The following is a 17,094-nucleotide window of genomic DNA, read 5'->3' as shown; positions in this document are numbered from 1 at the left end:
AGGCGGCAGTTCTATTGGCGCAGGAGCACCACGGCATGATCACCTGTTATCTGCGATACGAAGTTCGTGCGGACAAGCTCGCCGAATTCGAGGCCTATGGTGCGATGTGGCTGGAACTGGTGCCGCGGTTTGGCGGTATTCATCACGGCTATTTCTTGCCGTCCGAGGGCGCCAGCGACGTCGCGTTGGCGATTTTCAGCTTTCCGAGCCTTGCGGCCTACGAACAGTACCGCAAGGATTCAGCGCTCGATCCGGACGTTCAGAAGGCGATCGCCTTCGCGAGGGAGACGCGCTGCTTTGTCCGCTATGAGCGGTCGTTCTTTCGGCCGTTGCTGCCGAAGCAGGCCTAGCCGACCGCGGCGGGCCGGATCGCACTCTCAGGCCTGGCGTGCGGGCTCGCTCTGGTTGATCTCCAGATGCTCGGTCGCGAGCCTGCGATAATGCGCGGCCATTTCCCTGTAATGCTGCCGGGAGATCGGATCCGCGGCGCGCTCGGCGCGGCGCTCGAACATCTCGGCCTTTTCCTGCAGAGCTTTTGCCTGGGATTTGGCCATCGCTCGCCTCGCTCAGACCAGGCAGGCCACGTAGAGGATCGCAATCCCCAGCACCGTGCCGATCGACCACAGGGCGGGATCCCAGCCCTCCGGCCGGGGGCGGTTTTCCAGTGTTTGCATGACGCACTCCGAACTTTTTGATTTGGAGGGAGTAGGCGCCCCGAATGTTTCGGCACCACTTCGTGGCAGCCGCAAAGTGGTTTCGTCGCAGGCTTTTGCGGCCCGAATGCGCGCCGGAATGGCTCGCCCGGGTGCCCGGCAGGGTGCCGAAGCCCCGGGGCTGCGGGATTCGCGCGGTTGCGGCGCAAAACCGGCCTCTGCTATACGGCGGGCTGACCTTTTGAGACCCGAGGCCCTATATAATGTCCGTCGACGCCACGACCGTCCGCCGCATCGCGCACCTGGCGCGGATTGCGGTCAGCGACGCCGAAGTTCCCCATCTCCAGGGCGAGCTGAACGCGATGCTGGCCTTTGTCGAGCAGCTGTCGGAAGTGAATGTCGACGGCGTCGAGCCGATGACCTCGGTGACGCCGATGGAGATGAAGAAGCGCGCCGACGTGGTCAATGACGGCGAAATCGCCGACGACATCGTCCGCAATGCGCCCGATACGACCAACCACTTCTTCCTGGTGCCGAAGGTGGTCGAGTAGTTCTCTGTTCTGGGACGGTCCCAATGTGTCTGCTCTGCGACGATGAGAAGGCCTACAAGGCCTATATGGACTTCCTCGATGCGATGGAGCGCAAGGGGAAGGTCGCCGATCCCAATGCGGCGATGGACGCCGTGCTCGACCATCTCGAGGCGCTCGATGCCGCCCGCGCCAAGGAAAATGCCCAGAGAAATATGAGCCCCCGGCAGGACGACCCCGCCAACGACAAGACCCTGTCTCCGTTCTTCTGCAGCCCGATCAATAAATGACCGATTTGACATCGCTGACGATCGCCGAGGCCCGCGAGGGCCTGGCGAGCAAATCCTTCACCGCCCGCGAACTGACCGATGCGCATCTCGCCGCCATCGAGGCCGCGCGCGTGCTCAATGCCTATGTGCTCGAGACGCCGGACCGCGCCCGCGACATGGCGAAGGCCGCCGACGAGAAGATTGCAAAGGGCGAGGGCGGACCGCTGGCCGGCATTCCGCTCGGCATCAAGGACCTGTTCGCGACCCGCGATATCCGAACCACGGCGTGCTCGAAGATCCTCGGCAATTTCATTCCGCCCTACGAGTCGACGGTGACCTCGCAGCTGTGGCGCGACGGCGCGGTGCTGCTCGGCAAGCTCAACAATGACGAGTTCGCGATGGGCTCGTCGAACGAGACCTCGTGCTTCGGCCCGGTGACCAACCCGTGGCGGCGCGAAGGCTCCAACACCACGCTGGTGCCGGGCGGCTCGTCCGGCGGCTCGGCCTCGGCCGTCGCTGCACTGCTCTGCATGGGCGCGACCGCGACCGACACCGGCGGCTCGATCCGCCAGCCCGCCGCGTTCACCGCGACCGTCGGCATCAAGCCGACCTACGGCCGCTGCTCGCGCTGGGGCATCGTGGCGTTCGCGTCTTCGCTCGACCAGGCCGGCCCGATCGCGCGCACGACGCGCGATGCCGCGATCCTGATGCGCTCGATGGCCGGTCACGATCCCAAGGACACCACGTCGGTCGACATCGCGGTGCCGGATTACGAGGCCGCGATCGGCAAGTCCGTGAAGGGCATGAAGATCGGAATCCCGAAGGAGTACCGGCTCGACGGCATGCCTGCCGAGATCGAAAAACTCTGGAGCGAGGGCGCGCAGTGGCTGAAGGCCGCGGGTGCGGAGCTCGTCGAGGTGTCGCTGCCGCACACCAAATACGCGCTGCCGGCCTATTACATCGTAGCGCCGGCGGAGGCCTCGTCGAACCTCGCGCGCTATGACGGCGTGCGCTATGGGCTGCGCGAGCCGGCCAAGAACATCATCGAGATGTACGAGAACTCCCGCGCCGACGGCTTTGGCGACGAGGTGCGTCGCCGCGTGCTGATCGGCACCTATGTGCTCTCGGCCGGCTACTACGATGCCTATTATCTGCGTGCGCAGAAGGTGCGGACGCTGATCAAGAAGGACTTTGAGGACTGCTTCGCCAAGGGCGTGCACGCGATCCTGACGCCGGCGACGCCGTCGGCGGCATTCGGCATCGGCGAGAAGGGCGGTGCCGATCCGGTCGAGATGTATCTCAACGACATCTTCACGGTGACCGTGAACATGGCGGGCCTGCCGGGCATCGCCGTGCCCGCGGGCAAGGAGACGCAAGGCCTGCCGCTCGGCCTGCAACTGATCGGCCGTCCGTTCGACGAGGAGACGCTGTTCTCGCTCGGCGAGGTGATCGAGCAGGCGGCCGGCCGGTTCGCGGCGCCAAGATGGTGGTGAGCGATGGCGGATTTCCGCGCCAGTCTCGCTGACGCTGCGCCGGATAGCGCGCTGTCGCCGCCGCTTGCCGCGTTGTGGTGGGCGAGGAAGGGCGATTGGGATCAGGCGCACCGCATCGTGCAAGACGAGAACGACGCCAATTCGGCCTGGGTGCATGCCTATCTGCATCGCGTCGAGGGCGATCTCGGCAATGCCGGCTACTGGTATCGCCGGGCCGGCCAGCCTGTCGCGAACGATACCGTAGAGGCCGAGTGGGAGCGGATCGTCTCCGCACTTTTGGTCTGAACAACCGGTGCCAAGTGCGGTGTCTTGGCACCGCGAGCATTAACCCTGTTTCGGCCGCCATGCCGCCGCCCAGATTGGCCGTGATAGGCTGGTGGAACCGGGCGGGGGCCAGCGGCAAAGAGAGTATTCGTGCGTGGGTCGGGCATAGGGGGATGGCTGTCAGCATTGCTGGTGGCTGCGGTGGCGGTGGGCCTTGGCGGCTGCGCAACCGTCTACAATCTCCCGGGCAACGTGCCGCTCGGCGCCGCGGCTGCCGACACCAACGGTGTCAGCGATATTCCAAGCTATGAAGACGATCTGCTGCTTGCGCTGTCGTTCTCCGGCGGCGGCACGCGCGCCGCGGCGTTTTCGTTCGGCGTGCTGGAAGAGCTCGACCGGGTGCGCTCCAGCGCCGCCGGCACCAAGACACTGCTCGACCGTGTCGACTTCGTCTCCGGCGTCTCCGGCGGATCGGTCACCGCCGCCTATTTCGGATTGAAGCGCCGTGCGGCGCTCGACGATTTCCGCGAACGCTTCCTGCTGCGCAATGCCGAGGAGGGACTGAAGACCAGGATCTCACTCGGCAATATCGGGCGCGCGCTGGGCGGCGGCGTCAACGACAGCCAGTTCACCGACTGGCTCGATCAAAACCTGTTCGACGGCGCGCGGTTCGAGGCATTGCCAGATGACCGCCGGCCGCGGGTGTGGATCAACGCGTCAGACATCTACAATCGCACGCCGTTCGTGTTCGGCAAGACGTCGTTCGATGCGCTGTGCAGCGACATTCGCTCCTATCGTGTCGCCGAAGCGGTGGCGGCATCCGCCGCGGTACCGTTGGCATTCGCCCCGATCGTGCTGCAAACCTATCCCGGCGGCTGCGCCGCGCCGCTGCCGTCCTGGCTCGATCGGGTGCGCAACGATCCGAACGCGCAGCCGCTGTTGCGCTCCTATGCCGAGGCCCAGGCACGCTACCGCGACGGCTCGATGCGCTACGTCAAGCTGCTCGATGGCGGCCTCGTCGACAATTACGGCCTGTCGGGGCTGAGCATCGGCCTGCTCGCCGCGCAACGCCCCTACGAGCCGCTGAGCGAACGGCAGGCGGCCAAGCTCAGGCGCATCCTGTTCCTGGTGGTCGATGCCGGCCGCGGCATCTCCGGCGATTTCGTGCAGACGCTCGAAGGGCCGAGCGGCGTCGAGCTGGTGTCCGCGGCCGCCGACACCGCGATCGATGCCAGCGTGCGCTCCAGCTACGCCGCCTTCACGGCGCTCGCCAGCGACTGGTCCGGCAAGCTGAAGCACTGGCGCTGCGGCCTGTCGGCGGCGGATCGCACCAGGCTCGGCGTCGGCGCCGGCTGGAAATGCGGTGACGTCGCGATCTATGTCGAGCGGCTCGGCTTCGACCGGCTCGGACCGGAGCGCGCCGGCATCCTGAACGCCATTCCGACGCGGCTTTCGCTGCCGCCGGAGCAGGTCGACCAGCTGATCACGGGCGGCGCGGACGCACTACGCTCAAGCAAGGCCTATCAGCAGTTCCGGCGCGGGCTCTGATCTGTACCAGATGCGCCAGTGCGGGCCGCAAGGGGACTGCAAGGCGGCTTGACTGGCGCGATCGGTTGCGCGAAGCCCAATCCATCCCAGATATCACTTTATCCGGAAACCGAGATCCATGACCGCATCCGCTGCCCCTCACAAGCTAATCAAGAGCGCCACCGGCGATTGGGAGGTCGTGATCGGCATGGAGGTCCATGCCCAGGTCACCTCGAACGCGAAGCTGTTCTCGGGCGCGTCGACCGCGTTCGGCGGCGAACCCAACTCCCATGTCTCGCTGGTCGATGCCGCGATGCCGGGCATGCTGCCTGTGATCAATGAGGAGTGCGTCCGCCAGGCGGTGCGCACCGGTCTCGGGCTGAGTGCGAAGGTCAACCTGCGCTCGGTGTTCGACCGCAAGAACTACTTCTATCCAGACTCCCCGCAGGGCTACCAGATCAGCCAGTACAAGTCGCCGATCGTCGGCGAGGGCGAGGTGGTGCTCGAGCTCGATGGCGGCCGCAGCGTCACCATCGGGATCGAGCGGCTGCATCTGGAGCAGGACGCCGGCAAGTTGCTGCACGATCAGTCGCCGACGATGTCCTATGTCGACCTCAACCGCTGCGGCGTCGCGCTGATGGAGATCGTCTCCAAGCCCGACATCCGCGATGCCGAGCAGGCCAAGGCCTACGTCACCAAGCTGCGCTCGATCCTGCGCTACCTCGGCACCTGCGACGGCGACATGGAGAAGGGCAGCCTGCGCGCCGACGTCAACGTCTCGGTGCGCCGCCATGGCGAGACCGCGCTCGGCACCCGCTGCGAAATCAAGAACATGAACTCGATCAACTTCATCGGCCAGGCGATCGAGTACGAGGCGCGGCGCCAGATCGAGATCATCGAGGACGGCGGCTCGATCGACCAGGAGACCCGGCTGTTCGACCCGAACAAGGGCGAGACGCGCTCGATGCGCTCCAAGGAAGAGGCGCACGACTACCGTTACTTCCCCGATCCCGACCTGCTGCCGCTCGAATTCAGCCAGGCCTTCGTCGATGAACTCAAGGCGCAGCTGCCGGAACTGCCGGACGAGAAGAAGTCCCGTTTTATTACGGGCTTCGGCCTGTCGTCCTATGATGCGAGCGTGCTGGTTGCCGAGCGCGAGAGCGCGGAGTTCTACGAGACGGTGCTCGCTCGTCTCGCCGACAAGGCGCGCGACGGCAAGCTTGCCGCCAACTGGGTGATCAACGAGCTGTTCGGCCGTCTCAACAAGGAAGGCGTCGCGATCGCAGCCTCGCCGGTGTCGGCGGAGCAACTCGCCGCGATCGTCGATCTGATCGGCGAGGGAGCGATTTCCGGCAAGATCGCCAAGGACTTGTTTGAGATCGTCTGGCGGGAGGGCGGCGATCCGCGCGGGCTCGTCGAGGCGCGCGGCATGAAGCAGGTTACCGACCTCGGCGCGATCGAGAAGGTCGTCGACGACATCATCGCGGCCAATCCTGACAAGGTCGAGCAGGCAAAGGCGAAGCCCGCAGCCCTTCAATGGTTCGTCGGTCAGGTGATGAAGTCGTCGGGCGGCAAGGCGAACCCGAAGGCGGTCAACGAGCTCTTGAAGTCCAAGCTCGGCATCTGAACGAACAGGACAATGATGTTGTCCTTGGCGCATGATCCAGTCGGATCACGCTCTCGCGCCGTCGCCATCGGCGTCGTCGCGCGCGCGTGAACGCGGCGTGATCCTGCCTCACACCCGCCCTCGACGGTCGCGCTGACGCCTTCGACGCCGAATCGGCGAAGCTGCGATTCGTTCGCGAATCCGGTCCCGGTGACCTCAAACGAGGCAAAAGCGGTCTTACCCACGAAAATTTTTTCGTTGCCAAAAATTACGACTCGGCGTTCGCGACGCGCCGCTTTTCGTCACGGCTTGCGACTCAGCGCAATGACGATCGCGCGTCGATCGCTCGAATGCGAATTCAAGAAATGCCTGCAATACAGGCGTTTCCTGCAACGTTGACAAATGCCGATGTCGGCCGCTCTTGCACTTCTTGCATCGTCGCGCGAACGCAATGCCGATTTGATCGGTGCCGCGCGCTGTGCGCACTGCCACCGCTGCGTCAACACTTCCTTAAGCGGGACACTGTTTTTTTCGGTCTGTTGGTGTATTCGGGAAGTAGTGCATATCGATTCCCGAGTGCACGCAGCGAGAGCCATCTCACATACTGGAGGGCAACATGGCTAAGAAGGCAAAGAAGGCGAAGAAGGCGAAGAAGGCGAAGAGCGCAGTGAAGAAGACTGCGAAGAAGACCCGCAAGGTCGCCAAGAAGAAGTAAGCCTCTCGCCTTGAGAGGATTGCCGGCGGCTTGATGCCGGCACGTCGCGAGAGCCAGCGGACGGACTGCTGAGAGGCACATCCCACCCCAAGGCTCTGGCTGACGAAAGAGGGTGTCGGCGAGACATCAGGTCAAACGGCTGGATCGAATTTCGGAGAGGGCAACCTTCCCAAAAGCGGTCCGGCAGAAGAAACAGAGATTTCTTCGTTCGGTGCGGGGCCGGCTCGGTTCCGCAATTTCACCGGCGAGAATGCCGAGCTGAAATCTGGTCCTGACGTGTTCGCCGACCCCCTCGTTCCGGCGGCCCGCGCAGTCCGCGCCCGGCAGCCACTTTCCACATCCCATTTTCCGGATCGACGTCGGGCCTGACAGCCTCGCGTTGTTGTTGCGCGCTCGACCGCACCGCGGCTCCGCGGACCGTCCCGCCAGGCGTGCCAGCCCGCTATCACCTCATCGACTGATTACATGCGTCGGCGGCCGGCACCGGCCGGCGCCCGCGGCCATTGTCCGCGATGGTTATCCTAGTCCAAAGCACCAGGGTAAACCGGCGTTCACGAATGCACGGAAATGCCTGCGGCACAGGCACTTCTGCGATTCCGGGGAACGTGCCGGGCGGGCCCGATTTACATCCCGTTCATCGCGATACTTAAACCGCTCTTCAAATTTGATGGGCCATGATCATCCCAACAAGCCGGCAAACGGCGCGCGGTGATCCAAGTGATCGGCGCGGGGCATGATCCAAAGGATCAGCCCGGGAATGACAGGGTAGCTTAACAGTGGACGGGGGCCGCGCTCGGGGGAGGGCGGCCAACAACAAAACGGGGAATGACGACAATGTTTCAGGGGGTCATCGATCAGGAAGGCGCTGTCCCGGTTGCTGCGACCGCAATCCAGGACGTGCTGTTCGAGCGTGGCATGTATTGGGCGAGCGGCCGATCCGGCGTGGTCAACCTCGTCGCGGCGCACAAATGGTTCAATCTGGCGGCGCTCAAGGGACGTACCGACGCGATCGCGCACCGCCGCGAAGTCGCCGAGCAGATGTCCGATGTCGAGATCGCTGCCGCCCAGCGCGAAGCCCGCGCCTGGATGACGACGCACTAAGTTTTCGTTTTGACGCGTTTCTTCACGCGAACCGGTAGTCGACTTCGCTCGAAAACGCACAGCTCGAGCTGGGAGCCTCGGCTCCCTCGCTCCATCTAGAACCAGTAGCGTGCCGCGTAGATCACGGTCATCAGTGCTCCGGCGGCGATGACGAACTGCCGGACGATCTGAGCCGGCAGGATCCGGATCAGGTGGCCTCCTGCATAGCCGCCGACCACGGCGCCGAGCAGCATCACAGATGTCTCCGGCCATCGTACCGCTCCCTGCACGATGAAGATCAGCGTTGCGGCGAGCGACACGCAGGTCGCCAGCAGGTTCTTCAATGCCTTGATCGCCCTGATGTCGTTGGGTTCCGTGATCGACAGCACCGCGGTCAGGATGACGCCGAGCCCGGCACCGAAGAACCCTCCATAGACGCACGCCAATCCCAGGACAGCACTGCTCGCACCGGTCGAGGGCAGAGCTGCGGCTTTCTGATGTCCGGTGGTCCACGCCTGGATCTGCGATGCTTGGATCTGCGGCGCGAAGGCAAACAGCAGCGTTGCGAATGCGATCAGGGCCGGCACCGGCAGGACGAACAGCCGCTCGGGAAGCAATAAGAGGACGCCGGCACCGACTCCGCCTGCAACCGTGGAGACGGCGACGAAGCTGCTCGTGCGCCACGTCGGCGGCGGCAGCTTGCCGCGATCGGCGAGTGCTGCGATCAAATGCCCCGGCGAGATCGCCACCGCATTCGACGCATTGGCGATGACCGCCGGCAGGCCTGCGGCAAGCATCGCCGGAAAGGTGATGAGCGTCGCGCCGCCGGCCAATGCGTTGATGACGCCCCCGGCGCAGCCGGCCGCGAGCAGCAGAAGACTTGTCTGGGTATCCATCCTTCACCCCTTTGCAGGGTGAGCAGGCTAGCGGGCGGAGCAGCGGCTGGTCTCGAACGTCTGTGACGCCGCTTCAATCGCGCCAGTAGACGCCCGGCGTCGTGCCGAAGGTGCGGCGGAACAGACGGGTGAGGTGGCTCTGATCGGAAAAGCCAGCATCCGCCGCAACGGCTGCGATCGGCTCGCCGGCGCGCAGCAACTGCCGGGCAAGATTGAGCCGGGCGAGTAGCCGGAACGCATGCGGCGCGACGCCGAGCTCGCGCCTCACCATGCGGCTGAACCCTTCGCGGCTTCGCCCGAAGCTGGCGGCAATCTCGCCGATCGGCTCGGGGCTCTCCGTCAAGGCCGTGCCGAGTTTGGCTCTGCCGGTCTGCTCGGTCGAACCGGGCTCCTCGCGCGACAGGATGTCGTTGGCGATCTCGCTGATGTGCTCGGGCGATATCTCGTCGATGCTCCGCCAGCGGTCCCCGACATTGACGAGCCGGAGCGACGAGCAGGCGCGGTTCGCCGGAACGTAGGCATTCAGGCAAACCGTCTCCTCACCCGGTGTCGCCACCGGTGCGTGCAGCATTCCCGCCGGGATCAGCGCGGCATGGCCCGCAGGCACGGTGGCGGTCGCTCCGTCGATGCGAAAGGCGCGCGATCCCGACAGCACCAGCACGATCTGGCTCTCGTCATGGAAGTGCGGTCTGAGGGCGAGCGAGCCGGCACCGCACCACGATGCCAGCTCGACGATGTCGTCGTTGGCGGCGCGCCGATAGGTCCAGGCATTGGTCATGGCGAACCGGGTGATCACAGAGGCTCGGACCGAGGGGTTGGTGATCCCTGAGCGTAGCACGGGGATCTCCGACCGTCACGGCCGCGCGACTGAAGCCATCGGCGAGGCCGTTCGCATCGTCGCGACAGCGATGAGGGCGGCGGCGAGGTTGGCGGCTGCGCTGATCGCCACCGGGATGAAGTAGCTGTGGCTAATGTCGAATGCGAAGCCGGCGGCGCTTGGACCCAGCAGCGTGCCGACAGCGACGCTGGTGTAGAGGATGCCGATAATGCCGCCGACATTGCGGCCGCCGAAATGGTCGGTGACCACGGCGGGCAGGATCGCGACCCAGCCGCCATAGAACACGCCGAACAGCAGCGCGAAGACCGTGAGCGACCAGAAGCTGCCGGCGATCGCCCAGATCGCCAGCGAGACGGCCATGCCGAGATACATCGCAATCAGGAACGCATCGCGGCCGACCCGGTCGGCGATGCCGCCGAGGAAGAACCGGCCGGCGGTGCTGCCGACGCCGATCATCCCGAGCAGCAGCACGGCGAGCGTCGGCGCCACCTGATGATCGACGGCAAACGGCACCAGGTGCACGAAGGGCACGAACACCCCGAACGCGCTGATCAGGCAGGCCGCATAGAGCCCGGCGAAGCGGGCGGTCTTGACTGCGCCGGGGATCGAGACGCCTTGACGGAGCGGAGCGCTAGAGGCCGCTTCAAGCGGATCACCATCCGGTCCGGTGCCATGGCGGCGCGGATCGTCGGCGATCAGGAGCGATGCTCCGATCCCCGCGACGGCAGCGACGACGCCCAACACGACGTAGGCATCGCGCCAGCCGAGGCTCGTGATCAGCCAGGTCGCGAGCGGCGGCATCACCAGTGTCCCGACGCCGATCCCGCTGACGGCGAGGCCCGACGCAAAACCGCGCCGCCGGACAAACCAGCGCTGCACGGCGCCCAAGGTCGGAACATAGGCGCAACCGACGCCGGCGCCGATGCCGATGCTGTAGGCGGCATAGACCTGAAGGATGGTCTGCGCCTGTCCCGCCAGCACCATGCCGAGACCGACCAGTGCCATTCCAAGGACTGCGAGCCTGCGTGCGCCCCACCGATCGGCAAGTGGGCCGGAGACGATGCCGAGGCCGAAATACAGGAAGCCCGCGAACGAGAACACCAGCGAGACCGAGCCGCGCGAGGCACCGAACTCCTGCTGCAACGGCTCGACAAAGGACGAGAACGTGTAGGCGCTGCCGAAGCCGATCAAGGTCACGACGAAGGCGGCTGCGACGACATACCAGCCATAGAACGGCTTTGCTCTCTGATAACCGGCGTGCATGACGGCGTTCCTCATGATCGTTCTCCCTGTGATGCGCCGCCGCCTGCCTTGGCCGGCGGATAGAGCAGCATCTGCGTGCAGCGAAACAGCGCGATGGCCTTGCCCGTCACTTCGCTGCGGATCTCGGCATCCCACACCTGGGTCGTGCGGCCGGCATGAACGAGGCGCGCCTCGCAGCTGACGCCGCCTTCGCGCGCGGCGCCGATGAAGTTCGTCTTCAACTCGCCGGTGGCGAAGCCGGTCGCGCCATCCGGCAAGGAAGCGAGGCAGCCGAAGCCGCACGCGGTATCCGCCAGCGCGACGATGCTCGCGCCGTGCAAGAGCCCGTGCGGCGAGAAGTGCTTCGCGGCAATCTCGAAGCGGCCGCGGATGAGGCCGCGTTCGGCTTCGAGCCATTGAAAGTCCAGCAGGCCGGGCAGGCTGCCGGGCTGCGATGCGTTGATACGGTCGACGCGTTGGCGGGGATCGCTGCCTCCACCGATCTCGCGCAGAGCGAGTTTATTGGGGACCTCAGTCATGTCCTGTTCCGGCTCCATCAGGGAACCGAGAGCCGCCGTCGCGAGCCATGATAAAGATTAGAAAATCTATCCTTATTGGCCTGAATTCCTCTGAGTTGACGTGGCTCTCAGCATTACGATAAGCTCACTAAGCGCCGCGATGGTCCCGTTGGCAAACCAGATTTGCTGCGCAGTTAAGATTAGAAAATCTAAATCATGGAGAGTAGGCTTCCACCCCTGAACGCGCTCAAGGCGTTCGAGTCCGCCGCCCGCCATCTCTCGGTGAAGCTCGCGGCCGAGGAGCTGTGCGTGACGCCGGGTGCGGTCAGCCAGATGCTCAAGACGCTGGAAGCCCATCTCGGCGTCAAGCTGTTCGAGCGGGTGCCGCGCGGCATCTATCTCACTGACGCCGGGCGCGACTATCTGCCGTCGATCCGCAATGCGTTTCGCCAGATCGCGGAGGCATCGCGCCGCGTCGCTGCATCGACCGACGTCGGCACGCTGACGGTGAGCGTCACGCCGTTCTTTGCGTCGGCCTGGCTGGTGCCGCGCATGGCGTCGTTTCAGGGCGTGCATCCCGAGATCGATCTTCAGATCGTCACCAGCAACACGCTGGTCGATTTCTCGCGCAGCGGAATCGACGTCGCGGTGCGCCACGGTCTCGGCCGCTATCCGGGGCTGCGCAGCGACCGCGTCGTCACGGTCGAGATGGTGGCGGTCGCCTCGCCGTCGCTGGTTGCGCGTCTCGGGCGGCCGACATCCCCTGGCGAGCTTGCGGGCTGGCCGCAGGTGCATGATGCCGATCGCAAGGGGTGGAGCCTGTGGTTTCAAGCCAACGGCATCGCGGAGGTGCGTCCGCCGCGCGGCCCTTCGTTCGACGACAGCGGTCTCCTCCTCAAAGCCGTGCTGACCGGGCAGGGCGCGGGCCTGCTGCCGGCAGCGATGGTGGCAAACGAGATCGAGAGCGGCGAACTGATCCAGCTGCTGGAGACCGCGCATCTGGAGGAGTTCGCCTACTATCTCGTCTGCCCCGACAATCGGCAGGGGCTTCCGAAGATCGCGGCGTTCAGGGAATGGATATTGGGGCCGGTGGCCCAGTCGGCATATGCGGCGAACTAGTTGTGTCGCCACCGCGGCGGGTCTAGAGCCCCGTTCCGATGGAATCGGAACGGGGCTCTAGATTCTTGCTTTGACGCGTTTTCCTTACGCGAACCGGTATCCACTTCGCTCGAAAACGCTCTATCGATAGAACGCGTTCGGCGGCACGCCAAAATGCTTGCGGAACATCGCGGTGAAGGCGCTCTGGCTGGCATAGCCGGCATCGAGCGCCACATCGACCACCCGCGCGCCGCGCGCGAGGCGTTCCAGCGCGAACAACAGGCGAGCCTGCTGACGCCACTCGCCGAACGTCATGCCGGTTTCCCTGGCGAACAGACGATGGATCGTCTTCGAGGTCAGCTTCAGCCGGCGCGCCCACTGCTCCGCCGTGGCGGCGTCGTCCGGGCGGGCCACCAGCGCCGCGCAGATCCGTGCGAGCCTTTGGTCGCGCGGCATCGGCAGATGCAGCGGCAGCACATCGATTTCGCGCAGCTGGTCGAGCAGCACGCGCATCAGGCGCTCGTCGCTTGTGCCTGGCGCATAATCCAGCGGCACCCCCATCGCGGCGACGAACAATTCGCGCAGCAGCGGCGAGACCGTGAACACGCAGCTGGTCCGCGGCAGATTGGGGGCCGCATCGGCGTCGACGAACACGGTGCGGATCTTGACCGCGCCGCACATCCGGACCTCGTGCGCGAGACCGGCCACCAGCCACACCGCGCGATTGGGCGGCACCACCCAGGTGCCCTCGGCGCAGCGCACGATCATCACGCCTTCGATCGCGTAGAGCAGCTGGCCGCGCGGATGCGCATGCAGGCCGGTCGATGTGCCGCTCGGATAGTCGATCTCCATCGCCGCCATCGGCCGCGCCGTGGCGTGATAATCGAGGTGCCGTGTGATCAGCTCGTTCAACACGTCTTCATCTCGCATGTCCCAATCTCGCTAGGTGAGGTCATTCTAGCGTGAGACGGACTTTGGCGCGACAGGTAGTTGCTGGTGCGTCCTTCACCAATGCGCTGCCGGATCATGCTCAAGAAGAATGCTGCACTTCTCTATCCCTTCGTTGCCATCGTGCTGTGGGCCGGCAACATCATCGTCTCGCGTCTCTCTGCCCACACGATCGGTCCGCAGGCGATTACCTTCTATCGCCTGCTGGTCGCGGTGCTCCTGATGTCTCCGTTCGTGGCGCGCGCAGCCTGGCGCAATCGTCGCGCGATCTGGCCGCATCTCGGGCCGCTCGCGATCCTCGGTTTCCTTGCGATGTGCCTGTTCCAGAGCCTGTCGTATCTCGCGGCCGAGACCACCACTGCGACCAACATGGCCGTGTTCACCGCGCTGACGCCGCTACTCACGGTCGCGCTCAGCGCCGCGCTGCTCGGCGAGCAGCCGACGCTTGGCATGATCTGCGGCGCGCCGCTGTCGTTCGCGGGCCTCGTCTATCTCGTCAGCGGCGGCGAATTGTCGTCGCTGTTGCAGAACGGCGTGCATGCGGGCGACGCACTGATGCTGCTGGCCGCGATCGTCTATGCGTTGTACGGCGTGCTTTTGAAGCGCTGGAATCTACCGATCACCGGGTGGCAATCCACCTACATGCAGGCACTGTGCGCGCTGGCCGTGATGTTTCCCGCGTTCCTCGCGACACCGACGCCGCTGCGGCAGATCAACGCGGCGACCTGGCCGTTGATCGTCTATGCCGGCGCGCTGGCCTCGGTGGTGTTGCCGTTCCTCTGGATCCGCGGGGTCGCGCAGCTTGGCCCGAACCGCTGCGCGATATTCATGAACCTGCTGCCGGTGCTGACGGCAGCGGCCGCGATCGTGATGCTGGGCGAGCCGGTCAGACCCTTCCACGTCATCGGCGGCGGCCTCGCGCTGCTTGGCGTCGCCTGCGCGCAGGCTTTTCCGCGGCCGCTGTTGCGGGCGCAGGGTGCCTGAGCATGTGACCCATCGTCACAGCAATGCTGGATCGATTTCTCGCTGAGCTGGCGTCGCGACATTGTGCCCGCACAACTCCCGAGTTCTAAAACGCGAGAGGATGTTTCCAATCTTTGCTGATCGATGTTCGATCACTGCCGAATCGGCGTGTTTGTAGCCCGTTTGGATCATGAGCTTCACATCGAGCGCGATCAAACTAAAGGATATCTAGCTTCTCACTTCGAGTCGTGAGGGTTTGCTCGTTTCATCGATAGTTGTCTCGAGCGAATTATGAAAAAGAAGATCGCATTTGCTGCGATTCTGGTTGGCGCAATCGTCCTGGCCCTGTTCGCGCACAAGATCAGGACCGCCGCGAATCTCCTGACGGAGACGCTGCTCTTTAGCGGTCAACGCATGGCTACCATTATCAGCCGCCTGGACGCGCAGGAGCAGATCGCGAACAAGCAAGAGCAGACGGCGAACAGGCAAGAGCAGGCCGCGAGCAAACAGGAGCAGGCCGCGAGCAGGCAGGAGCAGACTGCGAACAAGCAGGAGCAGGCTGCGAGCAGGCAGGAGCTGGCTGCGAGCAAGCAGGAGCAGGCTGCGATTAAGCAGGAGCAGATTGCGATCAAGCAGGACGAGGCAGCAAACAAGCTGGAGCAGACTGCAAGTCAGCTGGAGCAGACCGTCAATAAACTGCGGGCGGATATTGGTGCGGTCATCGACACGCAGAAGCGCGGTCAGCCTGCGCCCGATCTGCAGGGCAACTCGATTCAGGTTTCGCTGCCTAAAAGCCAAGATGGACCGATGACGCCGGTCTCCATGACAAAAATCTCGGCGCGAGAATTTCTGATCGCCAACTATCGGGATGTTTATCTGTTCGACCAGGATCAGCGCACCGCGGTGCCGCTTGAAATCGACGTCGAACTGCCTGTCTGGTATCCTACTGCCGTGTTCTACTCGGCCTTCTACGACAGGGTCTTCATCGCGAACTACGTTGGAGGGGACATTGTCGTCGCCCAGCTTGAGCGAACGAGGGCCGGCGCGAAGCTTCATGTAACCGAGCGCATAGTGGATATCGGTATCAAGGGGGCGGAGGGAGTGGCGATCTCGCGAGGAGGTCGATTCATGGGCGTGGCGGACTACGACGGCAACGTGGTCTCCATGTTCGAACGCGTAGATGACAAATGGATCCTGCGCTGGAAGCGGGATTTGCTGGCCTCTCACGGCATCGCGATGATCGGAGATGAGGTCTTCGCCTCGGGCCAGGGGAGCATTGTCAAGCTGTCGATTGAAACCGGGCAAGAGCTCGCCAGGATTGCAAACATCGGCTCTCAGTCGATTCAATTTGCCACTTGCATCAACGAAGACGAGAGCACCGGCGATCTGATTGGTTCGGATCCAATGTCCGGCGTCGTTTTCACGATGACCAAGAGCCTTCAAGTGAAGGACGTCTACGGCGCGAACGGTCCGACCCATGCAAATCTGTCCGCGCCGTTCTGTGCCTATCGGGACAAGGACGCGGTCTATATTCTGTCCACCTACCAGGACAGGCTCATCGCCATCAGCGGAGCTGTGACAACGTCTTTCGAGTTCGGATACCCACGATGGAACTACATCGCGGATCAATCGCGATTTCGATACCCCTCGGTTACGTCGCGCGGATCCGTCCAGTTCGATGCGCCGAGCTATCAGATGTTCGACAAGACTGTGCGGGCTGCCTATGGCGCGCTGGCAGCGAGTGACGGCACGCTGTTGATGATGCCAGCCCGCGGAGACTTGTTTGGCGACGAGTCGACCTTTTACGCGACCGGCATAGCGAGTGACCCAAACTGGCTTGTCATCGTCTCCAATTCATCGCCCAAGGCAGTTCTCTATAACCGCAAGACGGGGGCGCTGGGTGGCGTAACGATCGGCGAATGGGATTGCTGGGCGCAAGCGAGTGAAATCCTGTGTCCATCGCGGCGTTATTCAATCGGCGAACTTTCTGCTGCCGCGGGCATGTTGGATCGAGAGGAAGAGGCCAGGATGGCGGGAGGCTGGATCGGCAGCGCGATCCCGCTCCTGAAGTACTGGGCAGAATGGGCATCAACGCGTCGCTCGGCAGAGGTGCGCCCCTAGACATCGGCGGGCTCACGTTGCGTGATAACGCGCAGGCTCTACGTCGGCGATCTCGCGATTTTGATCACATGTGAAAGGCCGCGGCAGAATAGAACGCCGCGATCGGCGGTCACTTGTTCGGTGAAACGGAGTGATCGCCATGCGTGTTGCCTTGGTCTTGACGTTGCCTCTTGTGATCCTGTGGAGTGCGGTTGCCGACGCGGCCACTGCGCATCACCGGCGCGTGCGACAGCACCTCATCTTCCGTCCGAGCGAAGAGGTGGTCGTACCTGGCGGGTACAGATATCCCGGCTTCGGGCCGATCCCGCCGGGCGAGAACCGAAATCTCGATCCATC

Annotated in this window: 17 protein-coding genes; 11 read left to right on the top strand and 6 right to left on the bottom strand. The window is 64.2% G+C overall.

Translation table 11 applies throughout. The features are described from left to right. The first annotated feature begins 35 nt into the window (after positions 1-35). The gene (locus AAFG13_RS07240) at positions 36-350 is read left to right on the top strand and encodes an NIPSNAP family protein (protein ID WP_212318694.1); all 315 of its coding nucleotides are present in this window, start codon (positions 36-38) and stop codon (positions 348-350) included. A 27-nt stretch (positions 351-377) separates the two neighbouring features. Here the strand turns inward: AAFG13_RS07240 and AAFG13_RS07235 are convergent, their stop codons facing one another. Further along, positions 378-554, bottom strand: a complete 177-nt coding sequence (locus AAFG13_RS07235) for a hypothetical protein (RefSeq protein ID WP_212318696.1) — start codon at positions 552-554, stop codon at positions 378-380. A 362-nt stretch (positions 555-916) separates the two neighbouring features. On the opposite strand from AAFG13_RS07235, the gene gatC reads away from it, so the two are divergent. The 7 genes from gatC to AAFG13_RS07200 all read left to right on the top strand — a co-directional run bounded on the left by gatC (position 917) and on the right by AAFG13_RS07200 (position 8,155). Continuing rightward, positions 917-1,204, top strand: coding sequence for an Asp-tRNA(Asn)/Glu-tRNA(Gln) amidotransferase subunit GatC (gene gatC, locus AAFG13_RS07230; RefSeq protein ID WP_207829947.1), 288 nt, complete (start codon positions 917-919; stop codon positions 1,202-1,204). 23 nt (positions 1,205-1,227) lie between these two features. Further along, positions 1,228-1,470 (top strand): hypothetical protein, encoded by a 243-nt coding sequence (locus AAFG13_RS07225; protein WP_173642511.1) that lies wholly within the window; start codon positions 1,228-1,230, stop codon positions 1,468-1,470. Next, on the top strand, positions 1,467-2,942 hold the full coding sequence (gene gatA, locus AAFG13_RS07220) for an Asp-tRNA(Asn)/Glu-tRNA(Gln) amidotransferase subunit GatA (RefSeq protein WP_342711586.1): 1,476 nt from the start codon (positions 1,467-1,469) through the stop codon (positions 2,940-2,942). The genes AAFG13_RS07225 and gatA overlap by 4 nt, the downstream gene beginning before the upstream one ends. Positions 2,943-2,945: 3 nt before the next feature. Beyond that, positions 2,946-3,227: a hypothetical protein gene (locus tag AAFG13_RS07215; RefSeq protein WP_212318700.1), complete on the top strand. Its 282-nt coding sequence runs from the start codon at positions 2,946-2,948 to the stop codon at positions 3,225-3,227. Positions 3,228-3,392: 165 nt separating this feature from the next. Then, entirely contained in the window at positions 3,393-4,754 is a 1,362-nt protein-coding gene (locus tag AAFG13_RS07210; RefSeq protein WP_212318785.1) for a patatin-like phospholipase family protein, read from the top strand. A 118-nt stretch (positions 4,755-4,872) separates the two neighbouring features. Then, positions 4,873-6,360 carry an Asp-tRNA(Asn)/Glu-tRNA(Gln) amidotransferase subunit GatB gene (gene gatB / locus AAFG13_RS07205; RefSeq protein WP_342711585.1) on the top strand — a complete coding sequence of 496 codons (1,488 nt, stop codon included), beginning with the start codon at positions 4,873-4,875 and terminating at the stop codon, positions 6,358-6,360. A gap of 1,528 nt (positions 6,361-7,888) precedes the next feature. Then, complete coding sequence (locus AAFG13_RS07200) at positions 7,889-8,155, top strand: hypothetical protein (protein WP_212318705.1); 267 nt, start codon at positions 7,889-7,891, stop codon at positions 8,153-8,155. A gap of 95 nt (positions 8,156-8,250) precedes the next feature. Here AAFG13_RS07200 and AAFG13_RS07195 read toward each other — a convergent pair whose 3' ends face one another. The 4 genes from AAFG13_RS07195 to AAFG13_RS07180 all read right to left on the bottom strand — a co-directional run bounded on the left by AAFG13_RS07195 (position 8,251) and on the right by AAFG13_RS07180 (position 11,667). Beyond that, the gene (locus AAFG13_RS07195; RefSeq protein WP_342711584.1) at positions 8,251-9,030 is read right to left on the bottom strand and encodes a sulfite exporter TauE/SafE family protein; all 780 of its coding nucleotides are present in this window, start codon (positions 9,028-9,030) and stop codon (positions 8,251-8,253) included. A 73-nt stretch (positions 9,031-9,103) separates the two neighbouring features. Continuing rightward, positions 9,104-9,868: a helix-turn-helix domain-containing protein gene (locus AAFG13_RS07190; RefSeq protein ID WP_342711583.1), complete on the bottom strand. Its 765-nt coding sequence runs from the start codon at positions 9,866-9,868 to the stop codon at positions 9,104-9,106. Positions 9,869-9,883: 15 nt separating this feature from the next. Further along, a complete protein-coding gene (locus AAFG13_RS07185) occupies positions 9,884-11,146 on the bottom strand; it encodes an MFS transporter (protein WP_342711582.1) in 1,263 nt (420 codons plus the stop codon). Next, positions 11,143-11,667: a PaaI family thioesterase gene (locus tag AAFG13_RS07180; RefSeq protein ID WP_342711581.1), complete on the bottom strand. Its 525-nt coding sequence runs from the start codon at positions 11,665-11,667 to the stop codon at positions 11,143-11,145. The genes AAFG13_RS07185 and AAFG13_RS07180 overlap by 4 nt, the downstream gene beginning before the upstream one ends. Positions 11,668-11,844: 177 nt before the next feature. On the opposite strand from AAFG13_RS07180, the gene gcvA reads away from it, so the two are divergent. After that, positions 11,845-12,747 carry a transcriptional regulator GcvA gene (gene gcvA, locus AAFG13_RS07175; RefSeq protein ID WP_342711580.1) on the top strand — a complete coding sequence of 301 codons (903 nt, stop codon included), beginning with the start codon at positions 11,845-11,847 and terminating at the stop codon, positions 12,745-12,747. A gap of 120 nt (positions 12,748-12,867) precedes the next feature. On the opposite strand, the gene AAFG13_RS07170 is transcribed toward gcvA, so the two are convergent. Next, the gene (locus AAFG13_RS07170; RefSeq protein WP_342711579.1) at positions 12,868-13,656 is read right to left on the bottom strand and encodes a helix-turn-helix transcriptional regulator; all 789 of its coding nucleotides are present in this window, start codon (positions 13,654-13,656) and stop codon (positions 12,868-12,870) included. Between the two features lie 96 nt (positions 13,657-13,752). Here AAFG13_RS07170 and AAFG13_RS07165 point away from each other — a divergent pair, with 96 nt between their 5' ends. Both AAFG13_RS07165 and AAFG13_RS07160 read left to right on the top strand, forming a co-directional pair. Further along, a complete protein-coding gene (locus tag AAFG13_RS07165) occupies positions 13,753-14,658 on the top strand; it encodes a DMT family transporter (protein ID WP_342711578.1) in 906 nt (301 codons plus the stop codon). A 270-nt stretch (positions 14,659-14,928) separates the two neighbouring features. Next, positions 14,929-16,758 (top strand): hypothetical protein, encoded by a 1,830-nt coding sequence (locus tag AAFG13_RS07160; protein WP_342711577.1) that lies wholly within the window; start codon positions 14,929-14,931, stop codon positions 16,756-16,758. The last annotated feature ends 336 nt before the right edge of the window (positions 16,759-17,094 follow it).

The sequence above is a fragment of the Bradyrhizobium sp. B124 genome (genome assembly GCF_038967635.1).
Lineage (GTDB): Bacteria > Pseudomonadota > Alphaproteobacteria > Rhizobiales > Xanthobacteraceae > Bradyrhizobium.
The sequence above is the reverse complement of the archived record's forward strand: the minus strand, read 5'-3'. Positions and strand labels throughout refer to the sequence as shown.

What these genes read in the sequence shown, in the direction of transcription:
- AAFG13_RS07240 (WP_212318694.1), top strand. Translation starts at nt 36, where the DNA reads ATGATCACCTGTTATCTGCGATACGAAGTTCGTGCGGACAAGCTCGCC.
- AAFG13_RS07235 (WP_212318696.1), bottom strand. Translation starts at nt 554, where the DNA reads ATGGCCAAATCCCAGGCAAAAGCTCTGCAGGAAAAGGCCGAGATGTTC.
- gatC (WP_207829947.1), top strand. Translation starts at nt 917, where the DNA reads ATGTCCGTCGACGCCACGACCGTCCGCCGCATCGCGCACCTGGCGCGG.
- AAFG13_RS07225 (WP_173642511.1), top strand. Translation starts at nt 1,228, where the DNA reads ATGTGTCTGCTCTGCGACGATGAGAAGGCCTACAAGGCCTATATGGAC.
- gatA (WP_342711586.1), top strand. Translation starts at nt 1,467, where the DNA reads ATGACCGATTTGACATCGCTGACGATCGCCGAGGCCCGCGAGGGCCTG.
- AAFG13_RS07215 (WP_212318700.1), top strand. Translation starts at nt 2,946, where the DNA reads ATGGCGGATTTCCGCGCCAGTCTCGCTGACGCTGCGCCGGATAGCGCG.
- gatB (WP_342711585.1), top strand. Translation starts at nt 4,873, where the DNA reads ATGACCGCATCCGCTGCCCCTCACAAGCTAATCAAGAGCGCCACCGGC.
- AAFG13_RS07200 (WP_212318705.1), top strand. Translation starts at nt 7,889, where the DNA reads ATGTTTCAGGGGGTCATCGATCAGGAAGGCGCTGTCCCGGTTGCTGCG.
- AAFG13_RS07195 (WP_342711584.1), bottom strand. Translation starts at nt 9,030, where the DNA reads ATGGATACCCAGACAAGTCTTCTGCTGCTCGCGGCCGGCTGCGCCGGG.
- AAFG13_RS07185 (WP_342711582.1), bottom strand. Translation starts at nt 11,146, where the DNA reads ATGAGGAACGCCGTCATGCACGCCGGTTATCAGAGAGCAAAGCCGTTC.
- AAFG13_RS07180 (WP_342711581.1), bottom strand. Translation starts at nt 11,667, where the DNA reads ATGGAGCCGGAACAGGACATGACTGAGGTCCCCAATAAACTCGCTCTG.
- gcvA (WP_342711580.1), top strand. Translation starts at nt 11,845, where the DNA reads ATGGAGAGTAGGCTTCCACCCCTGAACGCGCTCAAGGCGTTCGAGTCC.
- AAFG13_RS07170 (WP_342711579.1), bottom strand. Translation starts at nt 13,656, where the DNA reads ATGCGAGATGAAGACGTGTTGAACGAGCTGATCACACGGCACCTCGAT.
- AAFG13_RS07165 (WP_342711578.1), top strand. Translation starts at nt 13,753, where the DNA reads ATGCTCAAGAAGAATGCTGCACTTCTCTATCCCTTCGTTGCCATCGTG.
- AAFG13_RS07160 (WP_342711577.1), top strand. Translation starts at nt 14,929, where the DNA reads ATGAAAAAGAAGATCGCATTTGCTGCGATTCTGGTTGGCGCAATCGTC.